19 protein-coding genes and 1 pseudogene are annotated in these 21,443 nt (G+C 49.9%); 8 read left to right on the forward strand and 12 right to left on the reverse strand.

What is annotated here, in order from left to right; all coding sequences use genetic code 11:
* Window positions 1-119: 119 nt before the first annotated feature.
* Both ACLD4K_RS19720 and ACLD4K_RS19725 read left to right on the forward strand, forming a co-directional pair.
* Window positions 120-542, forward strand: coding sequence for a FosA7 family fosfomycin resistance glutathione transferase (locus ACLD4K_RS19720; RefSeq protein ID WP_411012372.1), 423 nt, complete (start codon window positions 120-122; stop codon window positions 540-542).
* 350 nt (window positions 543-892) lie between these two features.
* Window positions 893-1,768, forward strand: coding sequence for a phosphorothioated DNA-binding restriction endonuclease (locus tag ACLD4K_RS19725; protein ID WP_411012373.1), 876 nt, complete (start codon window positions 893-895; stop codon window positions 1,766-1,768).
* Between the two features lie 475 nt (window positions 1,769-2,243).
* On the opposite strand, the gene ACLD4K_RS19730 is transcribed toward ACLD4K_RS19725, so the two are convergent.
* From ACLD4K_RS19730 to ACLD4K_RS19740, 3 genes are all read right to left on the reverse strand, one after another.
* Window positions 2,244-2,960 (reverse strand): YebC/PmpR family DNA-binding transcriptional regulator, encoded by a 717-nt coding sequence (locus ACLD4K_RS19730; RefSeq protein ID WP_000532939.1) that lies wholly within the window; start codon window positions 2,958-2,960, stop codon window positions 2,244-2,246.
* 558 nt (window positions 2,961-3,518) lie between these two features.
* Window positions 3,519-5,150 (reverse strand): methyltransferase domain-containing protein, encoded by a 1,632-nt coding sequence (locus ACLD4K_RS19735; RefSeq protein WP_411012374.1) that lies wholly within the window; start codon window positions 5,148-5,150, stop codon window positions 3,519-3,521.
* A gap of 4 nt (window positions 5,151-5,154) precedes the next feature.
* Window positions 5,155-5,412, reverse strand: a complete 258-nt coding sequence (locus ACLD4K_RS19740) for a YjhX family toxin (RefSeq protein WP_001054380.1) — start codon at window positions 5,410-5,412, stop codon at window positions 5,155-5,157.
* Between the two features lie 488 nt (window positions 5,413-5,900).
* On the opposite strand from ACLD4K_RS19740, the gene ACLD4K_RS19745 reads away from it, so the two are divergent.
* The 3 genes from ACLD4K_RS19745 to ACLD4K_RS19755 all read left to right on the forward strand — a co-directional run bounded on the left by ACLD4K_RS19745 (window position 5,901) and on the right by ACLD4K_RS19755 (window position 8,465).
* On the forward strand, window positions 5,901-6,509 hold the full coding sequence (locus tag ACLD4K_RS19745; protein ID WP_183059857.1) for a DUF1062 domain-containing protein: 609 nt from the start codon (window positions 5,901-5,903) through the stop codon (window positions 6,507-6,509).
* Between the two features lie 378 nt (window positions 6,510-6,887).
* Window positions 6,888-7,799: an STM4504/CBY_0614 family protein gene (locus tag ACLD4K_RS19750; protein WP_411012375.1), complete on the forward strand. Its 912-nt coding sequence runs from the start codon at window positions 6,888-6,890 to the stop codon at window positions 7,797-7,799.
* 204 nt (window positions 7,800-8,003) lie between these two features.
* Window positions 8,004-8,465 carry a DUF302 domain-containing protein gene (locus ACLD4K_RS19755; protein WP_183059855.1) on the forward strand — a complete coding sequence of 154 codons (462 nt, stop codon included), beginning with the start codon at window positions 8,004-8,006 and terminating at the stop codon, window positions 8,463-8,465.
* 4 nt (window positions 8,466-8,469) lie between these two features.
* Here the strand turns inward: ACLD4K_RS19755 and ACLD4K_RS19760 are convergent.
* A pseudogene (locus ACLD4K_RS19760) lies at window positions 8,470-8,733 on the reverse strand (hypothetical protein); the annotation flags it as partial.
* A gap of 306 nt (window positions 8,734-9,039) precedes the next feature.
* On the opposite strand from ACLD4K_RS19760, the gene uxuR reads away from it, so the two are divergent.
* A complete protein-coding gene (gene uxuR / locus ACLD4K_RS19765) occupies window positions 9,040-9,813 on the forward strand; it encodes a Uxu operon transcriptional regulator (RefSeq protein WP_183059854.1) in 774 nt (257 codons plus the stop codon).
* Here the strand turns inward: uxuR and trpS are convergent, their stop codons facing one another.
* A complete protein-coding gene (gene trpS / locus ACLD4K_RS19770; protein ID WP_411012376.1) occupies window positions 9,814-10,827 on the reverse strand; it encodes a tryptophan--tRNA ligase in 1,014 nt (337 codons plus the stop codon).
* A gap of 717 nt (window positions 10,828-11,544) precedes the next feature.
* On the opposite strand from trpS, the gene ACLD4K_RS19775 reads away from it, so the two are divergent.
* Together ACLD4K_RS19775 and ACLD4K_RS19780 are read left to right on the forward strand one after the other, a co-directional pair.
* Window positions 11,545-12,075, forward strand: a complete 531-nt coding sequence (locus tag ACLD4K_RS19775; protein ID WP_183059852.1) for an Hcp family type VI secretion system effector — start codon at window positions 11,545-11,547, stop codon at window positions 12,073-12,075.
* A 238-nt stretch (window positions 12,076-12,313) separates the two neighbouring features.
* On the forward strand, window positions 12,314-13,048 hold the full coding sequence (locus ACLD4K_RS19780) for an aspartate/glutamate racemase family protein (RefSeq protein WP_411012377.1): 735 nt from the start codon (window positions 12,314-12,316) through the stop codon (window positions 13,046-13,048).
* Between the two features lie 5 nt (window positions 13,049-13,053).
* Here ACLD4K_RS19780 and hypT read toward each other — a convergent pair whose 3' ends face one another.
* The 7 genes from hypT to mdtM all read right to left on the reverse strand — a co-directional run bounded on the left by hypT (window position 13,054) and on the right by mdtM (window position 21,270).
* Window positions 13,054-13,962 carry a hypochlorite stress DNA-binding transcriptional regulator HypT gene (gene hypT / locus ACLD4K_RS19785; RefSeq protein WP_000383509.1) on the reverse strand — a complete coding sequence of 303 codons (909 nt, stop codon included), beginning with the start codon at window positions 13,960-13,962 and terminating at the stop codon, window positions 13,054-13,056.
* A gap of 117 nt (window positions 13,963-14,079) precedes the next feature.
* Window positions 14,080-15,252: a beta-aspartyl-peptidase gene (gene iadA, locus ACLD4K_RS19790; protein WP_021294479.1), complete on the reverse strand. Its 1,173-nt coding sequence runs from the start codon at window positions 15,250-15,252 to the stop codon at window positions 14,080-14,082.
* A gap of 12 nt (window positions 15,253-15,264) precedes the next feature.
* The gene (locus tag ACLD4K_RS19795) at window positions 15,265-15,726 is read right to left on the reverse strand and encodes a YjiG family protein (protein WP_000211979.1); all 462 of its coding nucleotides are present in this window, start codon (window positions 15,724-15,726) and stop codon (window positions 15,265-15,267) included.
* Window positions 15,723-16,394, reverse strand: a complete 672-nt coding sequence (locus ACLD4K_RS19800; protein WP_000068752.1) for a nucleoside recognition domain-containing protein — start codon at window positions 16,392-16,394, stop codon at window positions 15,723-15,725. The genes ACLD4K_RS19795 and ACLD4K_RS19800 overlap by 4 nt, the downstream gene beginning before the upstream one ends.
* Before the next feature lie 872 nt (window positions 16,395-17,266).
* Window positions 17,267-18,451 (reverse strand): MFS transporter, encoded by a 1,185-nt coding sequence (locus ACLD4K_RS19805; protein ID WP_411012378.1) that lies wholly within the window; start codon window positions 18,449-18,451, stop codon window positions 17,267-17,269.
* Between the two features lie 219 nt (window positions 18,452-18,670).
* Complete coding sequence (locus ACLD4K_RS19810; RefSeq protein ID WP_001033033.1) at window positions 18,671-19,942, reverse strand: DUF445 domain-containing protein; 1,272 nt, start codon at window positions 19,940-19,942, stop codon at window positions 18,671-18,673.
* 86 nt (window positions 19,943-20,028) lie between these two features.
* Window positions 20,029-21,270, reverse strand: coding sequence for a multidrug efflux MFS transporter MdtM (gene mdtM / locus ACLD4K_RS19815; RefSeq protein ID WP_001188918.1), 1,242 nt, complete (start codon window positions 21,268-21,270; stop codon window positions 20,029-20,031).
* Window positions 21,271-21,443: the final 173 nt, after the last annotated feature.

Here is a 21,443-nt window from a genome sequence, read left to right on the forward strand (position 1 = left end):
GTCATTGCTGACTGGCCGGTAAACCGGGTCGGTGAACTGCTGCCGTGGCGGGTCATACTGCCTTCCAAATAGCCTGTACTCGTCAATACGGTTCTCGCTGTACGCTTACAGGTATCCCTATGCTTCAATCTCTGAACCACTTAACGCTTGCTGTCAGTAATTTGCAAACTAGCCTGACCTTCTGGCGCGATTTGCTGGGGTTGCAGCTACATGCTGAGTGGGATACTGGCGCTTACCTTACCTGTGGCGACCTTTGGGTCTGCCTTTCTTACGACGTATCCCGTAACTACGTGGCCCCGCAGGAAAGTGACTACACCCACTACGCATTCAGCATTGCGCCAGAGGATTTTGAGCCGTTCTCGTGTAAGCTGAAACAGGCGGGAGTGACGGTCTGGAAAGACAATAAAAGCGAAGGGCAATCTTTCTATTTTCTTGATCCGGATGGCCACAAGCTGGAGCTACATGTGGGAGATTTAGCATCTCGACTGGCGCAATGCCGGGAAAAGCCTTACTCTGGAATCCGTTTCGGACCTGGAAAATAATCACACAACTTTGTGATCTTCCACCCAGCATTCAATTTTATGTCCCATTCTGTGGCAACCCCCAAAGTAAATTCTAAAAATCCATCAATTTTCAATACATTGAACCTAAAGGCAAGTCCGCCCTTCACACCAAAAGCATATAAATGGACCTCAACTTAGGTCTTTTTTATGCCTGAAATCCAGAAGTTACCTACCTTTCTCGGTTGAGCGCTGTGTTTTTTCCGTTGTTATCAGCATGCTAACCATCAGGACAGAGCCGACAGACAAAAAGTATGTCTGCAATAATGTCTTGAATGTACATATAGTTGCGAGCATCATCGCAACTATGTGCTCATGGATTCTTCAACGTAATGACCTCTGACAAAACCCTAAAGCAAGCGATATCAAATATTACTATTTGGCACAAAGGCGAACAGCGAGCGCCGCATAAGCCGTTATTGCTGTTATATGTCCTCTCGCACTATCGGCAGGGCCACGATCGCCTGTTTGATTATGGTTCTGAAATTCATGAGCAATTGCTGGATTTGCTGGAGCGCTATGGGCCACAGCGCCGTGAACAGCGCCCGGATATGCCGTTCTGGCGTTTGAAGGGCGATGGTTTCTGGGAATTGCAAAACGCGGAATTATGCTCAACCAGCGGTAGCCGCCAGCCACCTAAACGTGAACTCATTGAATATAATGTTGCTGGTGGGTTTGATGTCGACAATTTCGCGCTGGTAACAAAAAAACGTAAGCTAATCGACACGCTAGCGCAGCAGATCCTTGAGGCGCATTTTCCGACCAGTATTCAGGAAGACATCGCTGACGAGATGGGTTTTGATATTCGCACCTCTCTCCGTCAACGCGATCCGAAGTTCCGCCAGGCGGTGCTACGAGCTTACAATTATCAGTGTGCGGTCTGCGGCTTCAATATGCGCCACGACAACGCCCCTATAGCCCTTGAAGCAGCCCATATCAGATGGAAGCAGCATCATGGCCCTTGTGAAGTGCCTAATGGCCTGGCGTTGTGCGCAATTCATCATAAAGCGTTCGATCGTGGTTCGATTGGTCTGGATGAAAATATGCGCGTGGTGGTTTCCGACGCGGTGAATGGTGGCGGGGTGGTACAGCGGCTGTTCTGGGATTTTGCGGGGAAAGAGATCGCGTTGCCGCAGATGAAAGAAAATTATCCGGGTGAACGGTTTGTGGAATGGCACAAGAGGGAGGTGTTCAGAAGAGGACATTGATCTGGGGGGATTTTGAGTGAGGTATACGTTATCTGCTAAAAACAGAATCACATCAAAGGCATCAAAGTAATCGGCCACGGTTCTCGCACTATGGTCTGTAGCGCGCTGGTGGAGTCACACCTATGGTCAAGCGACGCGTAGAGCGCCAGATGAGCCATCATGAGCACAAGCAGAATTTATAAGGGCGGTGCCTTAAAGAGCACAGGGAGATTGTAAGCAACCCGATATTGCTGGCTTTTGCTTAGCCTTGCTGACGGGATTCGTCGTATGAAGCATGAAAATTACCTCATGTTTTATATAAGGATTTGACACCATATCAAAACCGGTAACTCTCAATCTTTCAATGCTATGTGTCAGATCAGGTCGTGATAAGACATAAATTTAAAAATCTATATATCTGGCCAGATAGACTTTTTTATAACAGCTTTATAAATTAAACAAATCTGCCATAGAGACAGATTTGTTTAATTTATAATTAGAGGTTTGCAACGTTATGATATACTTTTTGCACATCATCATCATCTTCAAGGGCATCAACAAGTCCTTCAAAGATTTCTAAATCTTCTGGTGAAAGTTCAACTTCTGATTGAGCAATCATTTCTAATTCTGTTGTTGAAAATTCAGTAATTCCAGCTGCTTTTAGCGCTGCAATTCCTTTGTGCAGGTCTGTAGCTTCAGTATAAATAACGATGTTTCCTTCTTCTTCGGTTACATCACGAACATCAACTTCAGCATCAAGCAAAATTTCAAAAATATGGTCAGGGTCTGTTCCTTTAAATACAATCACTCCAGTATTGTCAAACATATAGCTGACAGCACCTGCCGCTCCGATATTCCCGCCTTTTTTATTAAAAATTGTGCGGATATTAGCAATCGTACGGTTAACATTAGATGTCAACGTTTCAGCGATAACCATTGAACCATTTGGTCCAAAGCCTTCATAACGCCCTTGCACGAACGTTTCATCTCCGCCACCTTTGGCTTTATCAATGGCTTTATCAATAACATGTTTTGGAACCTGTGCTTGTTTCGCACGTTCAATAACGAATTTTAAAGCTGAGTTTGATTCCGGGTCTGGTTCACCTTGTTTAGCCGCAGCATAGATTTCTACTCCAAATTTTGCATATACTTTAGACGTTGCACCGTCTTTAGCCGTTTTTTTAGCAACAATATTTGCCCATTTACGTCCCACTGGAAACATCTCCTCAAAAAATTATTTACATTAATGGCAGGTTAATAACCTGCATGTTTTTCTACCGCATTATATCATAATATATAAATTCTCGTCTATGAGAAATAAAAACATCCAGCTTTTACGGGGGATTACTTTGATTTTAACAATGGCTAATATGGTGGGTAAGTCATTTTTTAATTTTCTTCTGGTTCTTTTTTTATTTTTAATAATTGAATCGCAGCAATAACGTCTTATTGATGGTGGTTTCGCTCATCAGGTGAGGTGGAACGCTTGCACGTCTTGCGACATATTGTGGCGAAACTTAATGGCGAAATTAAGAGCCTATCCCATTAGGGCTATTTTACTTGCCATTTTGGACCTGGGCAGTGCTCAAAATCCTCACGTACTACGTGTACGCTCCGGTTTTTGCGCGCTGTCCGTGTCCAAACTGGCTGCGCCAATAACGCCTGGTGGGATAGTCTCTAAGACGATATATTCCCGCCTTGAGCCGCGTTAATTTGTTGCATACTTTTAAATGGAGGTATACCTCTTGTAGGCTATACCTCCTGCTTCACGTTATCGCTCGATTAACGCAAATACGCCCCAGCCAAAGTATTCTCGCGTCCAGGTGACGTGACGTTTGGGGGCTACCGTCAGTTCTGTTCGAACCTCTTGCGCAAACTCATCGTCAGGGTTTTCCTCCAGCCAGCGGCGCATGGTCATCCACTTCGCGGCTTCATATCTGTCCCAGCCTTGCGGGTCCGCCAGCACCATTTCCACTACGTCATAGCCGAGTTGGTCGAAAAAGGCGACCAGCTCGGGCAGGGGACGAAAATCGGCGACGGATGAGACGCCACAGGCGTGGGCGATCTCTTCCGTTGCGGGGATCTGACGCCAGTACGGTTCACCGATGAGAATGAGCCCGCCAGGTTTGAGGCTTTTGGCCAGCAGATCTATTGTTCCCGCGACACCGCCCGCAATCCAGGTAGCGCCTACGCAGGCCGCTACGTCATATTTTTCCTCGTCGATATAACCGGCCGCGTCGTTATGAATAAAATGTACGTATTCACTGACGCCGAGCTCTTCTGCACGTTGTTTTGCCTGTGTGGTGAAGAGCGGGCTTATATCAATCCCAGTACCTGTAACACCGTAATCGCGAGCCCAGGTGCAGAGCATCTCACCCGAACCGCTACCGAGATCGAGAATCCGCGTGCCTGGCTTCATGCGTAACGCATGGCCCAGTGTGGCGTACTTTTCCGCTGTAAACGGATTATGGATACGGTGTTCGCTTTCGCTAATGGTAAAAATACGTGGGATATCCATTGGGTTATTCCTTTTACTGAGGGCGATTCCCTCAGCGGGAGGGGCTTTTTCAGCCAGCAGCGCAAACAGCTTGCCTACAAAAGTCTCGCCGACCGGCCAGGTGTGACTGTCCGGGCGCTGCAACACAGTGAAGCCAGCATCACCAAGCAGGCTGATATATTCATCATCGCGCCAGGCCTTCATTTGACTGCCGAAACGGGTGGTACAGCCGTTTTCCGCTATCGCCCAGAACTGCGTTGAGCTGGTTTGGGCCTCTTCATCCCAGGCATTTTCCGTTAACAGCAGATGAGGCTCGGCAAGAAACAGGTCGTGCGGACAACGCTGCCAGCCTGGCTGCGCCATGCCCTGGCGTTTAACTTCATCGAAGGTATGCACTTCAACAAGCAGTTTGCCATCCGGTTTCAACCACTGCGCGCAATGACTGATGAGGCTTTGCGCATCAGCAGCGCTAAAGACATTCAGTTCCCCAAACGTCATCATAATGAAATCAAAAGGTTCCGTGGGGTGGTATGTACGAATATCCTGCTGAATGTAGTCAATATTCAGGTTTGCGGCTTGCGCCTGCTGGCGAGCCCATGTGATGGATGCCGGAGAGAAATCTACGCCTGTGCAGTGAAACCCACGCTCCGCTAACAGGCGAGTATAAAAACCGGGTCCACAGCCGAGATCCAGAATGCGGGTGCCAGCGGGTAACTGACGGGTAATCCATGTTACTTGTTGCTCAATCACGGTTAGCCGGCGGCTGGCCCAGTCGTGGTCCTGCGACAGATGATTTTCCAGCATACGTTGACTGAAGGCTGGCTCGTCCCAGGGGATTTTGCCTTCATCGGGTAATAGCCGAATGCGATGCGTTGCAAAAATAACGGCGCTGATATCCATCATCATCTCCTTAGCGATTGTCAGGCTGGGCGCGAACGTTGTTCAGCCCGGTTGTATTAATGCGGTAGGGCTGACCGTTAACGGATTTGATCAGCTTTTTGGTTTTGAGTTTTTTGAATACAGCGAGCGTGCAATCGGCGAGCAACAGCCCTTCGCGGCTATAGCATTCAACGGCGGTGACGCGGCCTGACGCATCGCGGATGTGCGTAATGCGTCCGCCTTTAGCGAGAACGTGTAAGGTACGTTGTTCCTGACGGGATAAATTCATACTGAAGAACCTGTTTAATCATCATAGGCAAAACGTGCAAACACACTGCGGTGTCCGCATTCGATTTCGGCGCATTGATAATCAGTCCGGCCTGAAAAGGTCGGGGAACTGATTATCAGATGATGACATTCTCCAGCATCAAAGCCTCGGGTTGAGTTGAAAGGTATTTACGTCGTGAATGATAACACCTGATTTCTGTAAGTGAATAACCGGGAGTGAAAAGTGTGATCTCAAAGGGAGGATCATGCGTTTAGCAAGTCAGTTGAATAGATCCCGCCGCTACCATAATGAATATTGATTAAACTCATATACCCGATAATGGCCGCTTTGATAATCTCGGCGTATCTTTTTAGCCATTGACAGGGTTGTTGCGTTGGAAATCTTTTTTTTAACCCACTGAAAAATATCACTTAAATATTTTTCATACACAAACATTTATGGTCCGCTGAGTTCGGATCCGGTTTTGTATGGGTTAAAAAAGGTACGTTATGAAAGTCATATGGACTGTCACTCCTGTGGGGTATCAGCGCATAGCGAAACGTTGCCCTTCATGCAGCGTAAAACGGGACTTCACGCCTTCTGGGGCATTTCGGGTTAATTCGCAAAAGAAGGTACTCGATGTCTGGAGTATCTATAAATGTACACACTGCGATTACACCTGGAATATCTCCCTGTTCTCGCGCCTGCCAGTCAGCAAAATTAACCGCGATCTTTATTGCCGACTGATGGCGAATGATGCTGCCACGGTGCAATATTTTGCTTATGACAACGCGATCCTGAAGCGAAATAATGCTGAATTATCGGGGCAGCCTGATTTTCACATTCAGGAACGGTGGCTGGTCAGTATCGCCTCCCACAAGCAGGTCAGTGTTAGCGTCAGGATTTCCCGTTCTTTTCAGGTCAGCTTGCTGTCGATTTTGAAGAGGCAACTCCTGTTAAGCGCAACCGAAATCAAGAGACGGATTGAAACAGGGCAAATAAGTGGCGTCACGATGAAAATGCTTAAATCGCGAAAACTGAAGAATGCGAAATATGATTTGCAGCTCTCAGTTGAAACACTGTATGACCGGCGAAGGATTGTTCTGACCCGTCGATAAAAATAATAAGCTCACCTTATACGTTTAAGTGTGCTGGTATGGCAGCGACGTAACGGAATGAAAGAAGGACTAAGGGACAGGTGAGCTTTAGTTGAATAACCCTTGTCTGTGGCATTCAGTGAAGACTGAATCGCCACGGATAATCCAGATTTTCGCACCAGTGATGATGTTCTATGGGTTCTTTGCGCAAGCCAGCAGAATGAAAAAGGGCGATAAGTTATAATTATCTGTAAAGTAAACAAATATTAACTCAACACAATTAAAAAATAAGAAAAAGTGTCTCACTGTTGAGCTGATATTAATACCCGAATCACTGAATTAGAGTAATGTGATGCTATCCATAGCGTAATTTGTTCTGTTGCGGTTACAGGGGGAGGAATGCACACCTTTAGACCATACTCACTAAGGCATAGCGATCTGTTATATGAAGATATTTCGTTAGAAATACGCGAGCAAATAATCTTATTGATTATCAATACGCTAGGAAATTGCTCCTCTTTTTATGATATGACATTATACTGCTATCATAATAGTCATTCTGACGAAGTTTATCGAAGAATATGTAAAACGTTGCGCAAAGAGTATGGCTTATTCACCTTATATGCGCATTCAACGTCATATCTGGATGAAATGAGTAATCTGTTATTAAAAACAGATGATAAAAGAAAGCATATTGATACCATTGAGCTTGCTTTTAACTATATAGATACCTACCTTCGGACCTATGAAGTTACGCTTGGGTTAGAACCGGATAAGGCGATTAGCGAATTAAATAATATATTTCATGAGCATAGTTTAAAATATCGATATGAAAATGGTAGAATCGTAAGATTGCGCAGAATAAAACGGCTTAAAAATATATGTTATTATTTGTACTCCCCTGGAGAGTATGGCTTTGTCGAATATGATCTTATGGAAGCCTATAATCGCCTGATGCTTAATGATTTTGCCTGTGTCGTAAGGGAGTGTTATGCAGTCTTCAGAAGCGTTCTTATCAGAATTCATGAGAGAAAAAATATCGTATATCATGAACAAGATAGTTTAAATACACTAATGGCTAACCTGATGGCGAGAGGCGTTATATCTGCTGAATATGCACATAAATTTCATTTTTTAAATAATGTGCTGGAGTCAGAAATATTTCTGCCGATGGCGCCAGAAAAGTCGCATCATCACTACGCAATGATGCTCCGTATCTCTGAAGAGTTGGCCTGTAGTATCTATTATCTTACTGAGCGAAGTATATTTTTTCTTACCCAGCGGGCTGAAGAAGATGGTGTTGCGCCATAATAATGATAGCGCTGTCGCTCAGTCAGACTGCATCATCGTTATTTAAATTTGTTCTGACGTCGGAATTTTTTGTTCTGCCGTCTGCTTTTTTAGTGATGAGCTGTTCAATGCAACAATAAGGGGTACAGTACGATGACTGATTTTTAAACCGTATATCATCTGTGTCGCATTTACTCATGGGTATTGGGGCAGGGAGAGAGAAGAATGAGCACTATTTTAAAGCCTTTTTTACTGGCGGTAACCTTGATGTTAATCTTAATAAGGCCTGGCTTTGCAACGGAGGATGGATCGATAACCATGGTTAAAACCTACAGCGCTTATGACTATTTGCAGACCAGGTCGCGGTTGATGCACGCTATCGCCGATCACGGTCTGGTGTTATTTGGGGAATTTGACCATGCCAGAGCGGCACAGAATGTTAACCTGAAAATGCCGCCGACAACGGTTCTGGTTTTTGGCAATCCTAAAGGCGGAACGCCTCTTATGCTGGCGCATCCCGAACTGGCGCTGGATTTACCGTTTCGGGTGCTCATTAGCCAGCAAGCCGATGGGCGAACGTTGGTCAGTTATCATCCCGCCGAAACGCTGCAACGTTATGGTCTTGATGCCGCAGCCATACAGGCTTTGAAAAAACTGGAACAGCTCGTTGAAAAAAGTCTCCATTAAAGCTGAAAATCTGGCCTCTGTCGTTCATAGCGAAAGGGGAATGGGGAGAAAGCAGCGTGGGAATATAGATGTCGAATCCGCGCGTCATCCATTCATGGCCTGCGCGTTGGATATGAGCGTTAATACCATAAATTTCATGCAGAATAATCGCTGCCCGGTGATGGCGGCTCGACAGACTGGAGGCGTTGCTCCCCCCGGATACGCCTGGGCGAAAACTTTTATCATAACGCGTTCTTGATACAAAGAGAGCGGCTGGATTTTCGCCGATCACGCTATGTCAGAGGCGTTGTTCCTGTCAATGTACAGACACATTTTATGGCGTGATTTTTGGTTGATAAATTTTATATTGGTAAACCAATATGATGTTCATATTCAGGAATCAGGGCTAAAGGTGGAACATCAGTCGTGTATTGTCTATTGCCTTTTCTTTCATCTGACTTCACTAGCGAAACGGGGCGCATTATTGTTTTGTTGGTTGACCAGTTTCGCGTTTTTGGTGTGCTACGCGTGCTATCCCTCTTTACAAATGCTATAGTCTGATACCGGGAAATCGCATCGGACGGGCACGACCAATATGAAATCAAACGCTTCTCAGCAAAGACCTTACCAGGAAGTGGGCGCAATGATACGCGATCTGATTGTTCAGACACCGTACCGCCCCGGGGAGCGCTTGCCGCCGGAAAGAGAGATCGCTGAGAGGCTCAATGTGACGCGTACCGTCGTGCGTGAAGCGCTGATCATGCTGGAAATTAAAGGTCTGGTTGAAGTCCGCCGCGGCGCCGGGATCTACGTGCTCGACAGCGCGGATAATAACGAGATGGAAGGCGCTGACGTCAATCACTGTAATGACGCCGGGCCGTTTGAACTGTTACAGGCGCGTCAGTTGCTGGAAAGCAATATCGCTGAATTTGCCGCTCTGCAGGCCACCCGCGAGGACATCATTAAAATGCGCCAGGCGTTACAACTGGAAGAGCGAGAGCTTGCCTCCAGCGCGCCGGGTGGCTCAGAAAGCGGCGATATGCAGTTTCATCTGGCCATTGCCGAAGCGACCCATAACAGTATGTTGGTAGAGCTCTTCCGTCAGTCCTGGCAATGGCGTGAAAATAATCCGATGTGGCTCCAGCTTCATAGCCATCTGGGCGATACGCTTTACCGTAAGGAGTGGCTGGTCGATCATAAGCAGATCCTCGCGGCGTTAATTAAGAAAGACGCCCGCGCAGCGAAGCTGGCGATGTGGCAGCACCTGGAAAACGTGAAGCAGCGTCTGCTGGAGTTTTCCAATGTTGATGACATCTACTTTGATGGCTATCTGTTTGAGTCATGGCCACTGGACAACGTTAATGCCTGATTATACCTGGAATAGCGTGGGCAGACCCAGTCCACGTTTTACCTCCTGTAGCGTCTTTTGAGTGACCTCATGCGCCCGCTCGCTACCTTTTTTCAGCAATTCCATTAGCATTCCCTTATCTGCAATAAAGGTTGCCCGTCGTTCGCGTATTGGCGCGATCAGTTCTTGCAGGCAGGTCTCCAGCTCATTTTTACAGACACGATCGCCTAATCCGCCTTGTTGATAATGTGCTTTCATCGCCGCGACTTTGGCTTTATCCGGATGGAACGCATCCAGCCACGTAAAGACGACGTTACCTTCTATTTTTCCCGGATCGCTAATTTTTAAATGATTGGGATCGGTGTACATCGCGCTGGCCGCACGGTGGATGGTCTCTTCGCTGGCGGAAAGAAGCAGGGTATTGCCGAGCGATTTCGACATCTTGGCGCTGCCGTCAATGCCTGGCAGACGGCTCGTATCGCTCAGGAGCGCCTGACAGGGTCGCAATACCGGCGAGGAGAAAAGACGATTCATCTTATGAACGATCTCATTCGTTTGCTCAATCATGGGCAATTGGTCGTCGCCAACCGGTACCATTTCGGCCTTAAAGGCGGTGATATCTGCCGCCTGGCTAATGGGATACGCCATGAACCCGACCGGCAGGGAACGGGTAAAGCCTTTTTGGGCAATCTCATTTTTTACCGTAGGATTACGCTCCACTCGGGCGACGGTAACAATATTCATATACAGCACCGTTAATTCAGCGAGGGCGGGTAATGCGGATTGCAGGCAGATCGTCGTTAGCGCGGGATCGATGCCGACGGCCAGATAGTCAGCTAACACTTGCGGAATATTATCGCGGATTTTTTGCGGATTACTGCCGTTATCGGTGAGTCCCTGCAGGTCGGCAATCAGGACATACTGTTGGTGATCCTGCTGTAGCGCGACGCGCTGGCGCAGTGAACCGACATAATGGCCGAGGTGCAGCGAGCCGGTGGGGCGATCGCCAGTCAGAATGATGGGAAGGGTGTTCATTAAGGACTCCTTTATGCTTACTGTAAAGCCGAAAGACGTCCCGAAACACAGTAGCCGCCTTTCGGCGGCTACTTAAAGAGGGATAGTGATCCGTGCCGCCTTCAGGAAGGCAGCCACCAGCGGAGATGACGTTGCGTAGCGTTGGATCGTTTCGTGTTCATGTGGTCTAACGTATCACGACTAAACGTAAGGGTAAAGCGGCTGGCGTGTCGTCCGGGCATAAAGTCATATCGCCTGAACAGAGAACATGTTACTGACTTTGAAACGCGATTTTATAATTTGCTGCCCAAAAATACGTGGCGCTGAAAGGCGCATTTTTGATGCAAATCATTTATTACTGTGATAACACTGCGCGCGATAAAAACATTAAATATATTCACATAGTAAATATGTTCTATTGGAATGGTTGTTTTCGATATGACAAAAGTCTAAAAAACCCATTGATGTGAAAAGGAATAAGAATTGTCTATATTCTGATTCTGTGGAATTAAGTAATTTCTCGGATAAAAATAAGAAATGATATTGATATTTCTTTTTTGATATGGTTCTTATAGCGGCTATGGTTATTCAGGAAACGATGCTTGAATGCCTGGCGTAATAGATTTCAGGTCAGTAGCGCTATTGTAAAATGGATTGTTGATGGCAGAAGGTATTTAGCAAGAATCCAGTTATAGCAGATTGTCGGTATTTAATCTGGTATACAGAGACACCAATGAAATGGCTGGAAAATGGAACGTTCTTTCATTGTTGGCGTTCCGTCCTTGTCAGCCTGCTTTGCCGCATGATAATCACGGAGGGGGGATGGACGCCATCTATTTAAAACTGGACGGTATTGAAGGCGAAAGCCGGATCAAAGGTTTCGAAAACCAAATAGAAATTATTGCTTACAACCACAACCCGACGAAACGGGAGTCCGACGAAGCGAGAGGGACATATATTGGAGGATTGACGCTGACAAAGCCTGTCGATCTTGCTACGCCTGGCCTCTATGAGCACTATTGTAACGGGAAAACGGTGAAAGAAGGCGTGCTGACATTATGCCGTAGTGATAAGGGCACAATGCTGCCATTTATTATTTATACGCTCACCAATGTGCGGATTTCACGCATGAGCAATCATGGCGACGCCGAAGGCAGCGCCATGGAGACTGTGGATTTGGTTTATAGTCATATTCGCTGGGATATTCCCGCATTAGCGTCGAAAAGCAAAACACGGCGGCCCCTTCACCGACAGGCGCTGTGGCGATGAGGACAAAACAAGCTTGCGGACTCGCAGTGGGCGATGCGGTATAGCGAAATGGCATTTAGCGGCTTGCGAAGGTCGATGAGCGCTCATGTAACTAATCGATTGCCTGAAAAGGCGATAGCGCATGGCCTTTACACTCGTTATGATTTTTACGCATAGCCGCTAATAAAACGGCATTTTTTATATACACATCAAGTTGATAGTGTGTTTCTGACCTTGACGTAAATAAGCGGGAAAAGCGATGAAACACACCATTGGGATACTGGGGGGGATGGGACCTGCGGCAACGGCGGATATGTTGGAAAAATTTGTTGAATTACGACATGCCAGTTGTGATCAACAACACATCCCACTCATTGTCAGCTCTATCCCTGATATTCCCGATCGTACAGCATGTCTGTTATCCGGCGGGCCTTCGCCATACCGTTATCTGGAGCGTTATCTGCATATGCTGGAAGACGCCGGGGCGGAGTGTATCGTTATCCCATGCAACACTGCGCATTATTGGTTTGATGATTTACAGAACGTCGCGAAAGCGCGAATGATCAGCATTCTGGACGCTACCCTGGGGGATATTCCGCCATCGGCGCGGCACGTTGGTCTGCTGGCGACCAATGCGACGCTGGCGACCGGGTTATATCAAAAGAAAGCTCTGGCGCGGGGGCTGACGTTAATTCAGCCAGAAGAAGCGGGGCAGGCGTTGGTAATGCAGGCTATTTATGCGCTTAAACGTGGCGATAAAACTGCGGCGCAAGCGCTGCTGCTGCCGCAAATCGATAGCCTTATTGCCCGTGGCGCTCAGGCAATTATTATGGGGTGTACCGAAATTCCGCTTATTGTGGCCGGACATGAACGCGCGATAGCGTGCCCGATGATTGATTCCACAGCGTCGCTGGTGCGTGCGGCGATTCGTTGGTATGAGTCCTGGCCGGACACCCGCGCCTCTTTGACCGGGGAACAACGCCTTACCGCCTGAGGTGTTTACAGCGCGGCCTGAAGCCCACGCAGGTCGCGCCAAAATGTTTCGGCTACCTGACTCATGCGGGTATTCATGCGATAAGCATAAGCCTGGATCGGGATAACCAGTTCGTCGGCATCAAGCACTATCAGGCGCCCGTCGGTAATCTCCTGACGGATAGCATACTCAGGCAACCAGGCGATTCCGCAGCCGTCCATCGCAACCTGTTTTAACAATTCACTCATCGAAGAGACGAAAAATGTACTGAAACTCAGTTCAGCATGGCGAGTCAGGGTACGATTTATCAATCGGCCCATATAGGAGTTCTGACTGTAATTAAGCAGGGGAAAGTGCGGCTGCTCAAGCGTATAGCGCGGCTCGCCCCGGCCATTGTTAGCGCAAACCGGAAACAGTCTCGACTCAAACAGGCGGATATTATCAAACGGCGCTTGTTGCAGGTTTTCATCGTGATAAGAAAAGATAAAATCGCTTTGCCCCTCACGTAACATATCCACCGCCTGGTCGACATCTATCGCCTCAACGGCGTAGGTAAACTGCGTCGGCATCTGCTTAACGATGGTCGGCAACAGGCCGAGGGAGAGCGAGTGGGCGGCGGCAATCTTGATTTTACGCAGCGTATAATCACTGCCGCCGCGCAGTTCGGTCAGATTACTTTCCAGTTGCTGTAACAGGTGGCGAACCTGAGAGTGAAAGATTTTACCCTGTTCGGAAAGCTGTAGCGGCGAGACCTGTCGGTTAAACAGTTCAACGCCCACGGCATGTTCCAGGGCGCGAATCCGCCGGCTAAAAGCGGGTTGCGATACGTTGCGGATAATGGCGGCCTGAGAGAAATTGCGGCACTTTTCCAGCGTCAGAAAATCATATAGCCATTTTGTCTCAATATTGTGCAAACCTGCTCCAGTTACATCCATTTACCGTTATCCTGTCAGCCGCCGAAGGGGCATTCTACGTCCATTCGGGCGGCTGACAACCGCTTATCCCGTCCTCTTTCAGAATGCCGTGATGGGGCAGCCTGAAACTAGCGGGAATTACGCCGGTTCAAAGGTACCTTTTACGCAGGCTTTCCCCTCATTAACCATGCGTTTGCCGCGCGCATACACCTGCTCAATGCGTAAATCTGCGCTAAAGACGAGCAAATCCGCATCGTGACCGGGACGGATTTCGCCTTTGCCGTCCAGACTGAGGAAGGCGGCTACGCTGGTCGTCAGCGGACGCAGAGCATCAGTCAGGCTGAATCCGTAGTGGTTAACCAGCGTCTGCAACGTCTCCAGCAAGCTTTCGAAGCCCGCGACGCCGATGCCCGTCAGATTTCCGGCAGCGTCAAATAGCGGCTGGCTGCCGTTGCCGTCTGAACTGAGCGTCACCCGGGAAAGCGGGACGCCGGCTTTTACCGCTCTGGCAATGCCCTCCGCCGGCGCGACGGGATCCGGGATACTGGTGGTAATGTCGATCACGCCGCCTTTAAGCGCAAACGCCAGCGCCTGCTCGAAAAGCGATTCGCTACGGTTGACGTGGGTAGGCAGCAGTTTACCGATCGGCACGTCGCTGTTTTCCAGGATGTCATACAGCGGCTGTAACCCTTTTTTGCTGCTGCCCATATGAAAAACGCTGACACCGGGTTTGCCGCCCAGCAGGCCGCCAACGCGTGATTCGGCGGCCATGCTGGCGAGTTGATTCCCGCTGGGCGCGGCGGAACGGTGGTCGGAGACTGCGCATTTCACGCCAATGACGCGATCGATCAGCGCGACGTCTTTTTCTACCGAGCCAGTAATGGTCGGCGACGGAACGTGATAAGCGCCCGTGAGCATCCAGGCGGTGATCCCCTCCTCATTTAGCGCTCGCGTTTTGGCTAACAGCGACGCGGGATGACGGCTGACGGAGTCGGTGCCAAGCAGGCCGACGACCGTTGTTATCCCGGCTTCCGTCAGGCGGCTCAGGGAGACTTCCGGCGTCCGCGTCGTCGGCCCCGCTTCGCCGCCGCCGCCGATCAGATGAACGTGTTGGTCGATAAAGCCCGGGCACAGCATACGGCCGCTAAGATTAATTACCGCACAGTCCGGTACGATATCGCCGGGGATGTCAGCGCCGACGGCAATAATTTTGCCATTCGCGAGCAGAACATCGCAGATGCCCCGGTCTTCTGGCGCAAACAGGTGCGCACCCTGTAATAAGGTAAACTCCGCGGCGGATAAATCAGGCATGATAACTCCTTATTAAACAATAAGCTGCATGACCCAGATCGACAGCAGCGCATTGATGGCGCAGACTGCGATAATATGCGGGTAATATTTGGCGTTGACTTCGGCAGTACCGAGACAGCGGCCGACATTCTGTACCGGGTTTCCCATCAGGTAAATGGCTGGCAGTAGCACGGTAACATCGTGGCCGCTTAGCGCGCCGGCGGTAGCCAGACTGGCCGCCACGCCAACGGCGCCGCCCATACTCATCAGCGAAGCCAGAAGCACCGTAGCCGCTTCGCCAGGAAGCCCCCACAACGCCATCACGGGCTGGCAGATATGGCCTACCCAGTCGAGCAGACCGGTAATTTTCAGCGCCTGAATAATGACAAATGCCATGACCACATTGGGTAACAGGTTGGTCGTGGCGATGGTAAAACCGCGGCGTGCGCCATCGATAAACATATCCATGACATTCTTACGTACCTGAGTCGTCATGATTGGGCTCCTTGCGCAGGGTGACGGCGTTCTTCGATGTTAATCCAGACGCGCAAAAGGTTTGCGCCGATAAATTTGAATAGCAGAATGACCACCAGCGGAATGATGACTGACGTTCCCAGAAAGGCGAATACCGCAACGCCGGAGGAGAAATAGTTGGTGATAATAGCGCTGCCGCTGGTCTGCCAGGCGGCAAAAATCACTTTATCGCGTTCGGTGATTTCACCTTCCTGCGCCAGCTCTTTGGTCATACCCGCCGCGGCGTCGGTATTTTGCAGGTTGGCGATCAGCGCCAGTGAGCAAATGCCGGGAATGCCAAGCAATGGTTTCAGGATGGGTGTCATCAATTGCTGCGCCGCCCGCAGACCGCCCAGTCCATCCGTAATCGCGATGATACCCAGAGAAAGGATAACCGACGGTGCCAGCTCCAGCGCAAAAAGGAAGCCATCTTTCGCGCCCGTTCCGCCCGCGCCGCGAAAGGTCTGCGTACCGGTCACATGACCGAATGACCCGTTGAGTACGGTAAAATCAAAAACGCGCCACCAGCCTTCGCTTCCGGAAAATACGCCGGAAAAGAAAATAATGGTGAGAAAAAACGCCAGGTATCCCTTTATCCCGACCTTTTCTGTATCAAGCGGCATGGCCGCCCCGTCCACTTGTTGCGCCATAGCGATCCCCGAATTTTTTTGATGATGTGTTGGTTGTAGCCACAGGCCAAAAAGCCCGAAACAGAAAGACCTTATCAGCCATAAGGGTAAGGACAAAATGCAAGTATGTATCGTGCTATGCGTTTCTTGCATAGCAGCGCGAAAAATCACCATCCTCGCTACTGCCGGAGGCGCGGGGAACCGTGGACGGTATAACGCGCGGTAAAAAAGCAAAGAAACAGGTGTTGACGCAGGCCGGAGCCGGGAGCAGGAAAAAGGGGGAATAAATTTGACGTTAGTCAATTTCACGCCACTTAATTATCGTTGTTAAAAAATAGGATTTTTTAACCTAAATTTTACTTTTTTACTGTAATTTTTCACGCCTTAAGAGGAATTGTCACAGTCAGGTCAGTAGCCGCTGATGGATCAGCTTGCGCCCTAAGAATCCTGCGGGCAGATAATAAAAAACGAATAATCGAATTAATTTCATGATGTGATTTATTTATAATTGTGATGATTTGAGAGGAAGCGATAATCATCATAATGGAATATATAGCCAAAATAATTCGAGTTGCGTAAAGGCGGCAAGGGAGTAAGTCCCCGGGAGCATAGATAACGATGTAACTGGGGTGAGCAACGGCCCGTCAGGGCGAGGCCCATGGATGGGCCGGGTAATCCGTAGCCAACACAGAAGCCACTTGAAGTAGGAAGGGTATATAAAATAATAGGCAGATTGATAGCACTAATAACCATAGAATAAGTATAGTTTTTAGTGGCATCTTTACCTTGAAATAACGTGTTGAGGATGTGCTATTAAAAAACAGATCCGCATTGCGCCGCGAACAGCGTTAAAGATACAACCCGGTGCAGATAGCGCGGGTTTACTCTACCGCTTATTCACGTATCACAAACCGTTTTTGTTTTATCTGCTGTGCGGCGCTGATCAGCGCGGCAAAAAAGAGCGCCGCGGCGCCGCAAAGCGTGGCGTTGATAATTGCCGACGCGCCATTGCCTGACAGACTGGCGGCGAGCGGACCGAGAATTTGCCCAATACCATACGTTAGCGTCACCAGGCCTAACAAATTAATATTACCCGGCGCGCTGAGCTGTCGGGCAAGCGGCATCACCAGCGAGGTTGTGCCCATAAACGTGGCGCCAAAACCAATACTGCTCAGTATTAACAGCAACAGCGAGTCGCTGGCGAGAGACAGCAGTACGCAGGCGCTCTGGATCAACAGGTTCGCGGTCAGGCATGGCAGGACGCCCCAATGTTTTGCCGCCCACAGCCAGCCGAAGCAGCCGGGAATGATCGCCAGGCCGACCAACGACCAAAGGTGCGCCGTGAGTAGCGGAGAGCCCGCGCTTTTCGCCATCAGCGGCAAATAGGTGGCGACAATGATGTAGCCGAATCCGGCGAAACCGTACAATAGCGCCAGTTGCCACCAGGGCATAGGCTGATTTTCGATTCTTGCTAAGGGCGCAGGCGGCAGCGCATGAGCGCGGGGGGGAATCAACATTGCCACGATTAATAGCAATATACCGGCGAGCGCTCCGGCCCCCAGCCATAGCGAATGGGCCGAAAGCGCATAATGTAAACCGCCAATGACATATTCGTTGCCCAGTGCAATCCCGGCCCCGACGCCGGAAAAGAGCGCGGCGATCACAAACGGATGGCGGGTATGATGCAACACAATCATTGATCCAAAAATCATCATTCCCGCACTCGCGACGCCTGCCAGGAAGCGCACCAACATGACGACCGCGGGCTGAGTAAATATCGCCATAGACAGAATAAGAATACAGGTGGCGACCGCCGAAGCCAGCAGCATGGGGCGTAGACGAGAGGGGAGATGAAAAAGGCCAAAGGAAAACAGTAAGCTTCCCGCCAGGTACCCTGCATAATTGGCGCTGGCAATCCAGGAGAGTTGGTTAAACGTTAGCTGCTTTTCCGCCAGCATTACCGGCAGCATGGGGGTATACAGAAAGCGGCCAATTCCCATTCCCAGCGTTAATACCATCATACCGAAAAGCGCCGTAAAAATGGGATGGCGAGGTGAAGCGATCTGACCCTGAACCATGGTATTTCTCTCTGCTCAAGTAAGGCAGGAATGCCGGATTGTTGTTGTAAATGATAATAAAAAGTAAAATTAATGTTTCAAATTTGCAAGAAAAGAAAGTGAAGCGCAGGCGAATAACGGATTGAGAAGAGGGGCATCGGTGGGAAATGGCATTAAATTAATGCCTCCCACGTGTGGGGTTTGGCTGTTAATCTGAACGAGAATTGCGCCTTCCCCTTCTTAGATACTGAGCAGTGCCGGTATTTGCGACAGTAAATATAACACCAGACCGATAGCGCCGCCGACCAGCGTGCCGTTCACGCGGATAAACTGCAAATCTTTACCGATATTAAGCTCAATCTGCTGCGACATATCGCGCGCATCCCAGCCTTTTACGGTATCGCTGATGTGGCGCGTCAGGAAGGCGGCGAATTCCGGCGCGACCCGGTGCGCGGCCTGTTCCAGATGACCGTTAAGCGAGGCGCGTAATGCGTCGTCGGCGATCAGCGTCTCGCCAAACCATTGTCCGGCATGAGCGATGCGCTGCTTTACCTTCGAGTCTTCGGCGTTGATATCTGTTTTTAACCACTGGCGTAGATCCGCCCAGATCTCGCCGAGATAACGGTTAAACGCCTCATCTTCCTTCAGGTAACTTTTAATGTTTTCTGCCCGGGCAGCCATTTCCGGATCATGTTTAAGTTTATCGATCAGCTTATACGTCGCGCGATCGAAGGCATGACGAATCTGATGCGCGCGGTCGTGACTGATATCATCCAGCAGAGAATTTACCGCGTCGGAGACCAGTTCAGCGCTGTGTTCTCCCAGCCATTCGGTCGGCAGAATCTTCGCTTTTAACGGATGTTCGGTCTCCAGCCAGCGTATGATCTGTCTGGCGATAAATGTTCGGGAGCTGTCACGCTGTAACAGGGCGATAAGCTGGGCGATCAGCGTATCGAGTAACACCTGGTGACGATCGTTTTTGGTCATGCTTTCCAGCATCAGGGCGCTGGTGCCGGAAAGATCCACTTTATCAATCGCCTTATGTACCGCTCGCTTGAGCAGCCGCTGAATACGGGCGTCATCGGTCAGTTCCAGAAAGCCGCTCATAATTTGCAGCAGATGCTGCCCGACCCGGCTGGCGTTGTCCGGCTGGCTGAACCAGTTTCCGATAAGCAGCGCGGGTTCATGGCGGCGGATTAGTGCGATCAGCGACTGCGTATCAAGGAACTTCTCCTGCACAAATTGCCCAAGATTTTCGCCGATTCGGTCTTTGTTACGGGGAATAATCGCCGTATGTCGTGAAATAAACGGAATGGGGATGCGGCGAAACAGCGCCACCACGGCAAACCAGTCCGCCAGCGCGCCAACCATCGCCGCTTCGGCAATAGCTTTTACGCCCAGCACCCAGAAACTGGGCGGCAGGAAAAGCGTGGTTACAAACGTCGCGGCGGCTATCAGCAACAGTGAGAGCGCCAGGCGTTTGGCGCGTTTGAGTTCGGCGATTTTATTCATAGGGTTAAGGATAGAGCCAGACGGCAGGAACGTGCAAAAAACATCAGATTATCCTGTGCCGGATAAGCCTCTATCCGGCAGAGTAGTTACTTCTCAGCGGCCAGTTCTGCCGCCTCATGCTGGCGCACGCGCTGTAATAGTGTCGCCAGAGTGAAGACCACAATCACCCCGGCCACCGCTGCCAGCAGGTGAAACGGCAGTCTCCCGCCGTGAAACCACAGCCAGCGGCCAACTTCGACCGACACCGCCATCACCGTCAGAATCACCATGTTCAGCGAGGCTGAAACGGTCCCTTTTGGCAAGTTGTTGGAGAAAAGCGTGAAGCGAAACAGCGTCGGGAAAATCATGCCAATGCCGAACGCGTACAGGCTGGTGCCCAGCACAGACCAAAGCCAGACGTGCGGCAGAAGAAGATTACCGAGGAGCAATGTCGCCAGCCCGCTTAACTGAATTGGTACGGCGCGCCAGATAAAACGCGGTCGGGTCGGATCTTTCACCAGGCGCACAACGATCATATTGGCCACGATCACCGCGCCGAATACGGGCACCTGCGCCCAGGCGAATTGCGAAGTACTCATCCCGCCGGCATCGATCAGGATCACCGGCGACACCGCCACCCAGCTCATCATCGGGATGTAGCTCAACGACAGCGTCGCCGCCCCGGTGAGAAAAATCGGGTTGCGAAACACATTACGAAAATCGCGCAGTACGCTCACCGCGCTGAACGGCACCGCGCCGCGTTGCACCGTTTCTGGCATCGCCAGCAGCAGGCCGCACAACGCCAACAGTCCCATCACCGCAATAATACCGAACAGTACCTTCCAGTGAACGAAGTGCATCAGCGCCGCGCCGGAGAGCGGGCCGATAACCGGAGCGACCAGCACAATGGAGGTAATAATCGCCATCAGCTTAATGGCTTTGGTTTGACCGAAGGCCTCCTGTACCGTGACGTAGCCGACCGTTGCGATAAAGCAAATGCTGGTGCCCTGCACAAAACGGGCAACCAGAAACTGTGTCATTGAGGTCGTCAACAGCGTTGCCGCGCAGGCGAGAGTAAAAATTAATGCCCCTGCAATCAGCACTGGCCGGCGGCCAATCCTGTCGGATAGCGGCCCCAGAAGCCATTGCAACGCCATTCCGCCCGCCAGATAGAGACTGACCGAGGCCGGCGCAAGACTGACGTCAGCATTAAAATCGCGCACGACGTTAATGATGCCAGGCTGAATCAGATCCGTCGTCAGATAGGCGGCAAAATCGTACAAAATCAGCGCCATCGGGAAAAATAACGTTGTGGCGCGTTGGGAGAAAAACTGAATAATCCGTTGCATAAAAAATGCGCTCCATGTCGGAGAACCCCATGATGGGACAGCGAAACTCAATACCGTCATCGTGACGTCAGGCAGGCGATAGAAACAGCGGCTGCGGATGTACTGAATTTCATGTAATCAAAAACGCTGCCGGTGAAAACACAGACAGGAAAAGACGCGTTCTGAATCTCGTC

Origin of the sequence: Salmonella sp. 741265055_HSA (assembly GCF_046569525.1) — a bacterium.
GTDB classification, from domain to species: domain Bacteria; phylum Pseudomonadota; class Gammaproteobacteria; order Enterobacterales; family Enterobacteriaceae; genus Salmonella; species Salmonella enterica.

Coding starts and splice junctions, on each gene's coding strand:
- ACLD4K_RS19720 (WP_411012372.1), top strand. CDS start 120: ATGCTTCAATCTCTGAACCACTTAACGCTTGCTGTCAGTAATTTGCAA.
- ACLD4K_RS19725 (WP_411012373.1), top strand. CDS start 893: ATGACCTCTGACAAAACCCTAAAGCAAGCGATATCAAATATTACTATT.
- ACLD4K_RS19735 (WP_411012374.1), bottom strand. CDS start 5,150: ATGATGATGGATATCAGCGCCGTTATTTTTGCAACGCATCGCATTCGG.
- ACLD4K_RS19740 (WP_001054380.1), bottom strand. CDS start 5,412: ATGAATTTATCCCGTCAGGAACAACGTACCTTACACGTTCTCGCTAAA.
- ACLD4K_RS19745 (WP_183059857.1), top strand. CDS start 5,901: ATGAAAGTCATATGGACTGTCACTCCTGTGGGGTATCAGCGCATAGCG.
- ACLD4K_RS19750 (WP_411012375.1), top strand. CDS start 6,888: ATGCACACCTTTAGACCATACTCACTAAGGCATAGCGATCTGTTATAT.
- ACLD4K_RS19755 (WP_183059855.1), top strand. CDS start 8,004: ATGAGCACTATTTTAAAGCCTTTTTTACTGGCGGTAACCTTGATGTTA.
- uxuR (WP_183059854.1), top strand. CDS start 9,040: ATGAAATCAAACGCTTCTCAGCAAAGACCTTACCAGGAAGTGGGCGCA.
- trpS (WP_411012376.1), bottom strand. CDS start 10,827: ATGAACACCCTTCCCATCATTCTGACTGGCGATCGCCCCACCGGCTCG.
- ACLD4K_RS19775 (WP_183059852.1), top strand. CDS start 11,545: ATGGCTGGAAAATGGAACGTTCTTTCATTGTTGGCGTTCCGTCCTTGT.
- ACLD4K_RS19780 (WP_411012377.1), top strand. CDS start 12,314: ATGAAACACACCATTGGGATACTGGGGGGGATGGGACCTGCGGCAACG.
- hypT (WP_000383509.1), bottom strand. CDS start 13,962: ATGGATGTAACTGGAGCAGGTTTGCACAATATTGAGACAAAATGGCTA.
- iadA (WP_021294479.1), bottom strand. CDS start 15,252: ATGCCTGATTTATCCGCCGCGGAGTTTACCTTATTACAGGGTGCGCAC.
- ACLD4K_RS19795 (WP_000211979.1), bottom strand. CDS start 15,726: ATGACGACTCAGGTACGTAAGAATGTCATGGATATGTTTATCGATGGC.
- ACLD4K_RS19800 (WP_000068752.1), bottom strand. CDS start 16,394: ATGGCGCAACAAGTGGACGGGGCGGCCATGCCGCTTGATACAGAAAAG.
- ACLD4K_RS19805 (WP_411012378.1), bottom strand. CDS start 18,451: ATGGTTCAGGGTCAGATCGCTTCACCTCGCCATCCCATTTTTACGGCG.
- ACLD4K_RS19810 (WP_001033033.1), bottom strand. CDS start 19,942: ATGAATAAAATCGCCGAACTCAAACGCGCCAAACGCCTGGCGCTCTCA.
- mdtM (WP_001188918.1), bottom strand. CDS start 21,270: ATGCAACGGATTATTCAGTTTTTCTCCCAACGCGCCACAACGTTATTT.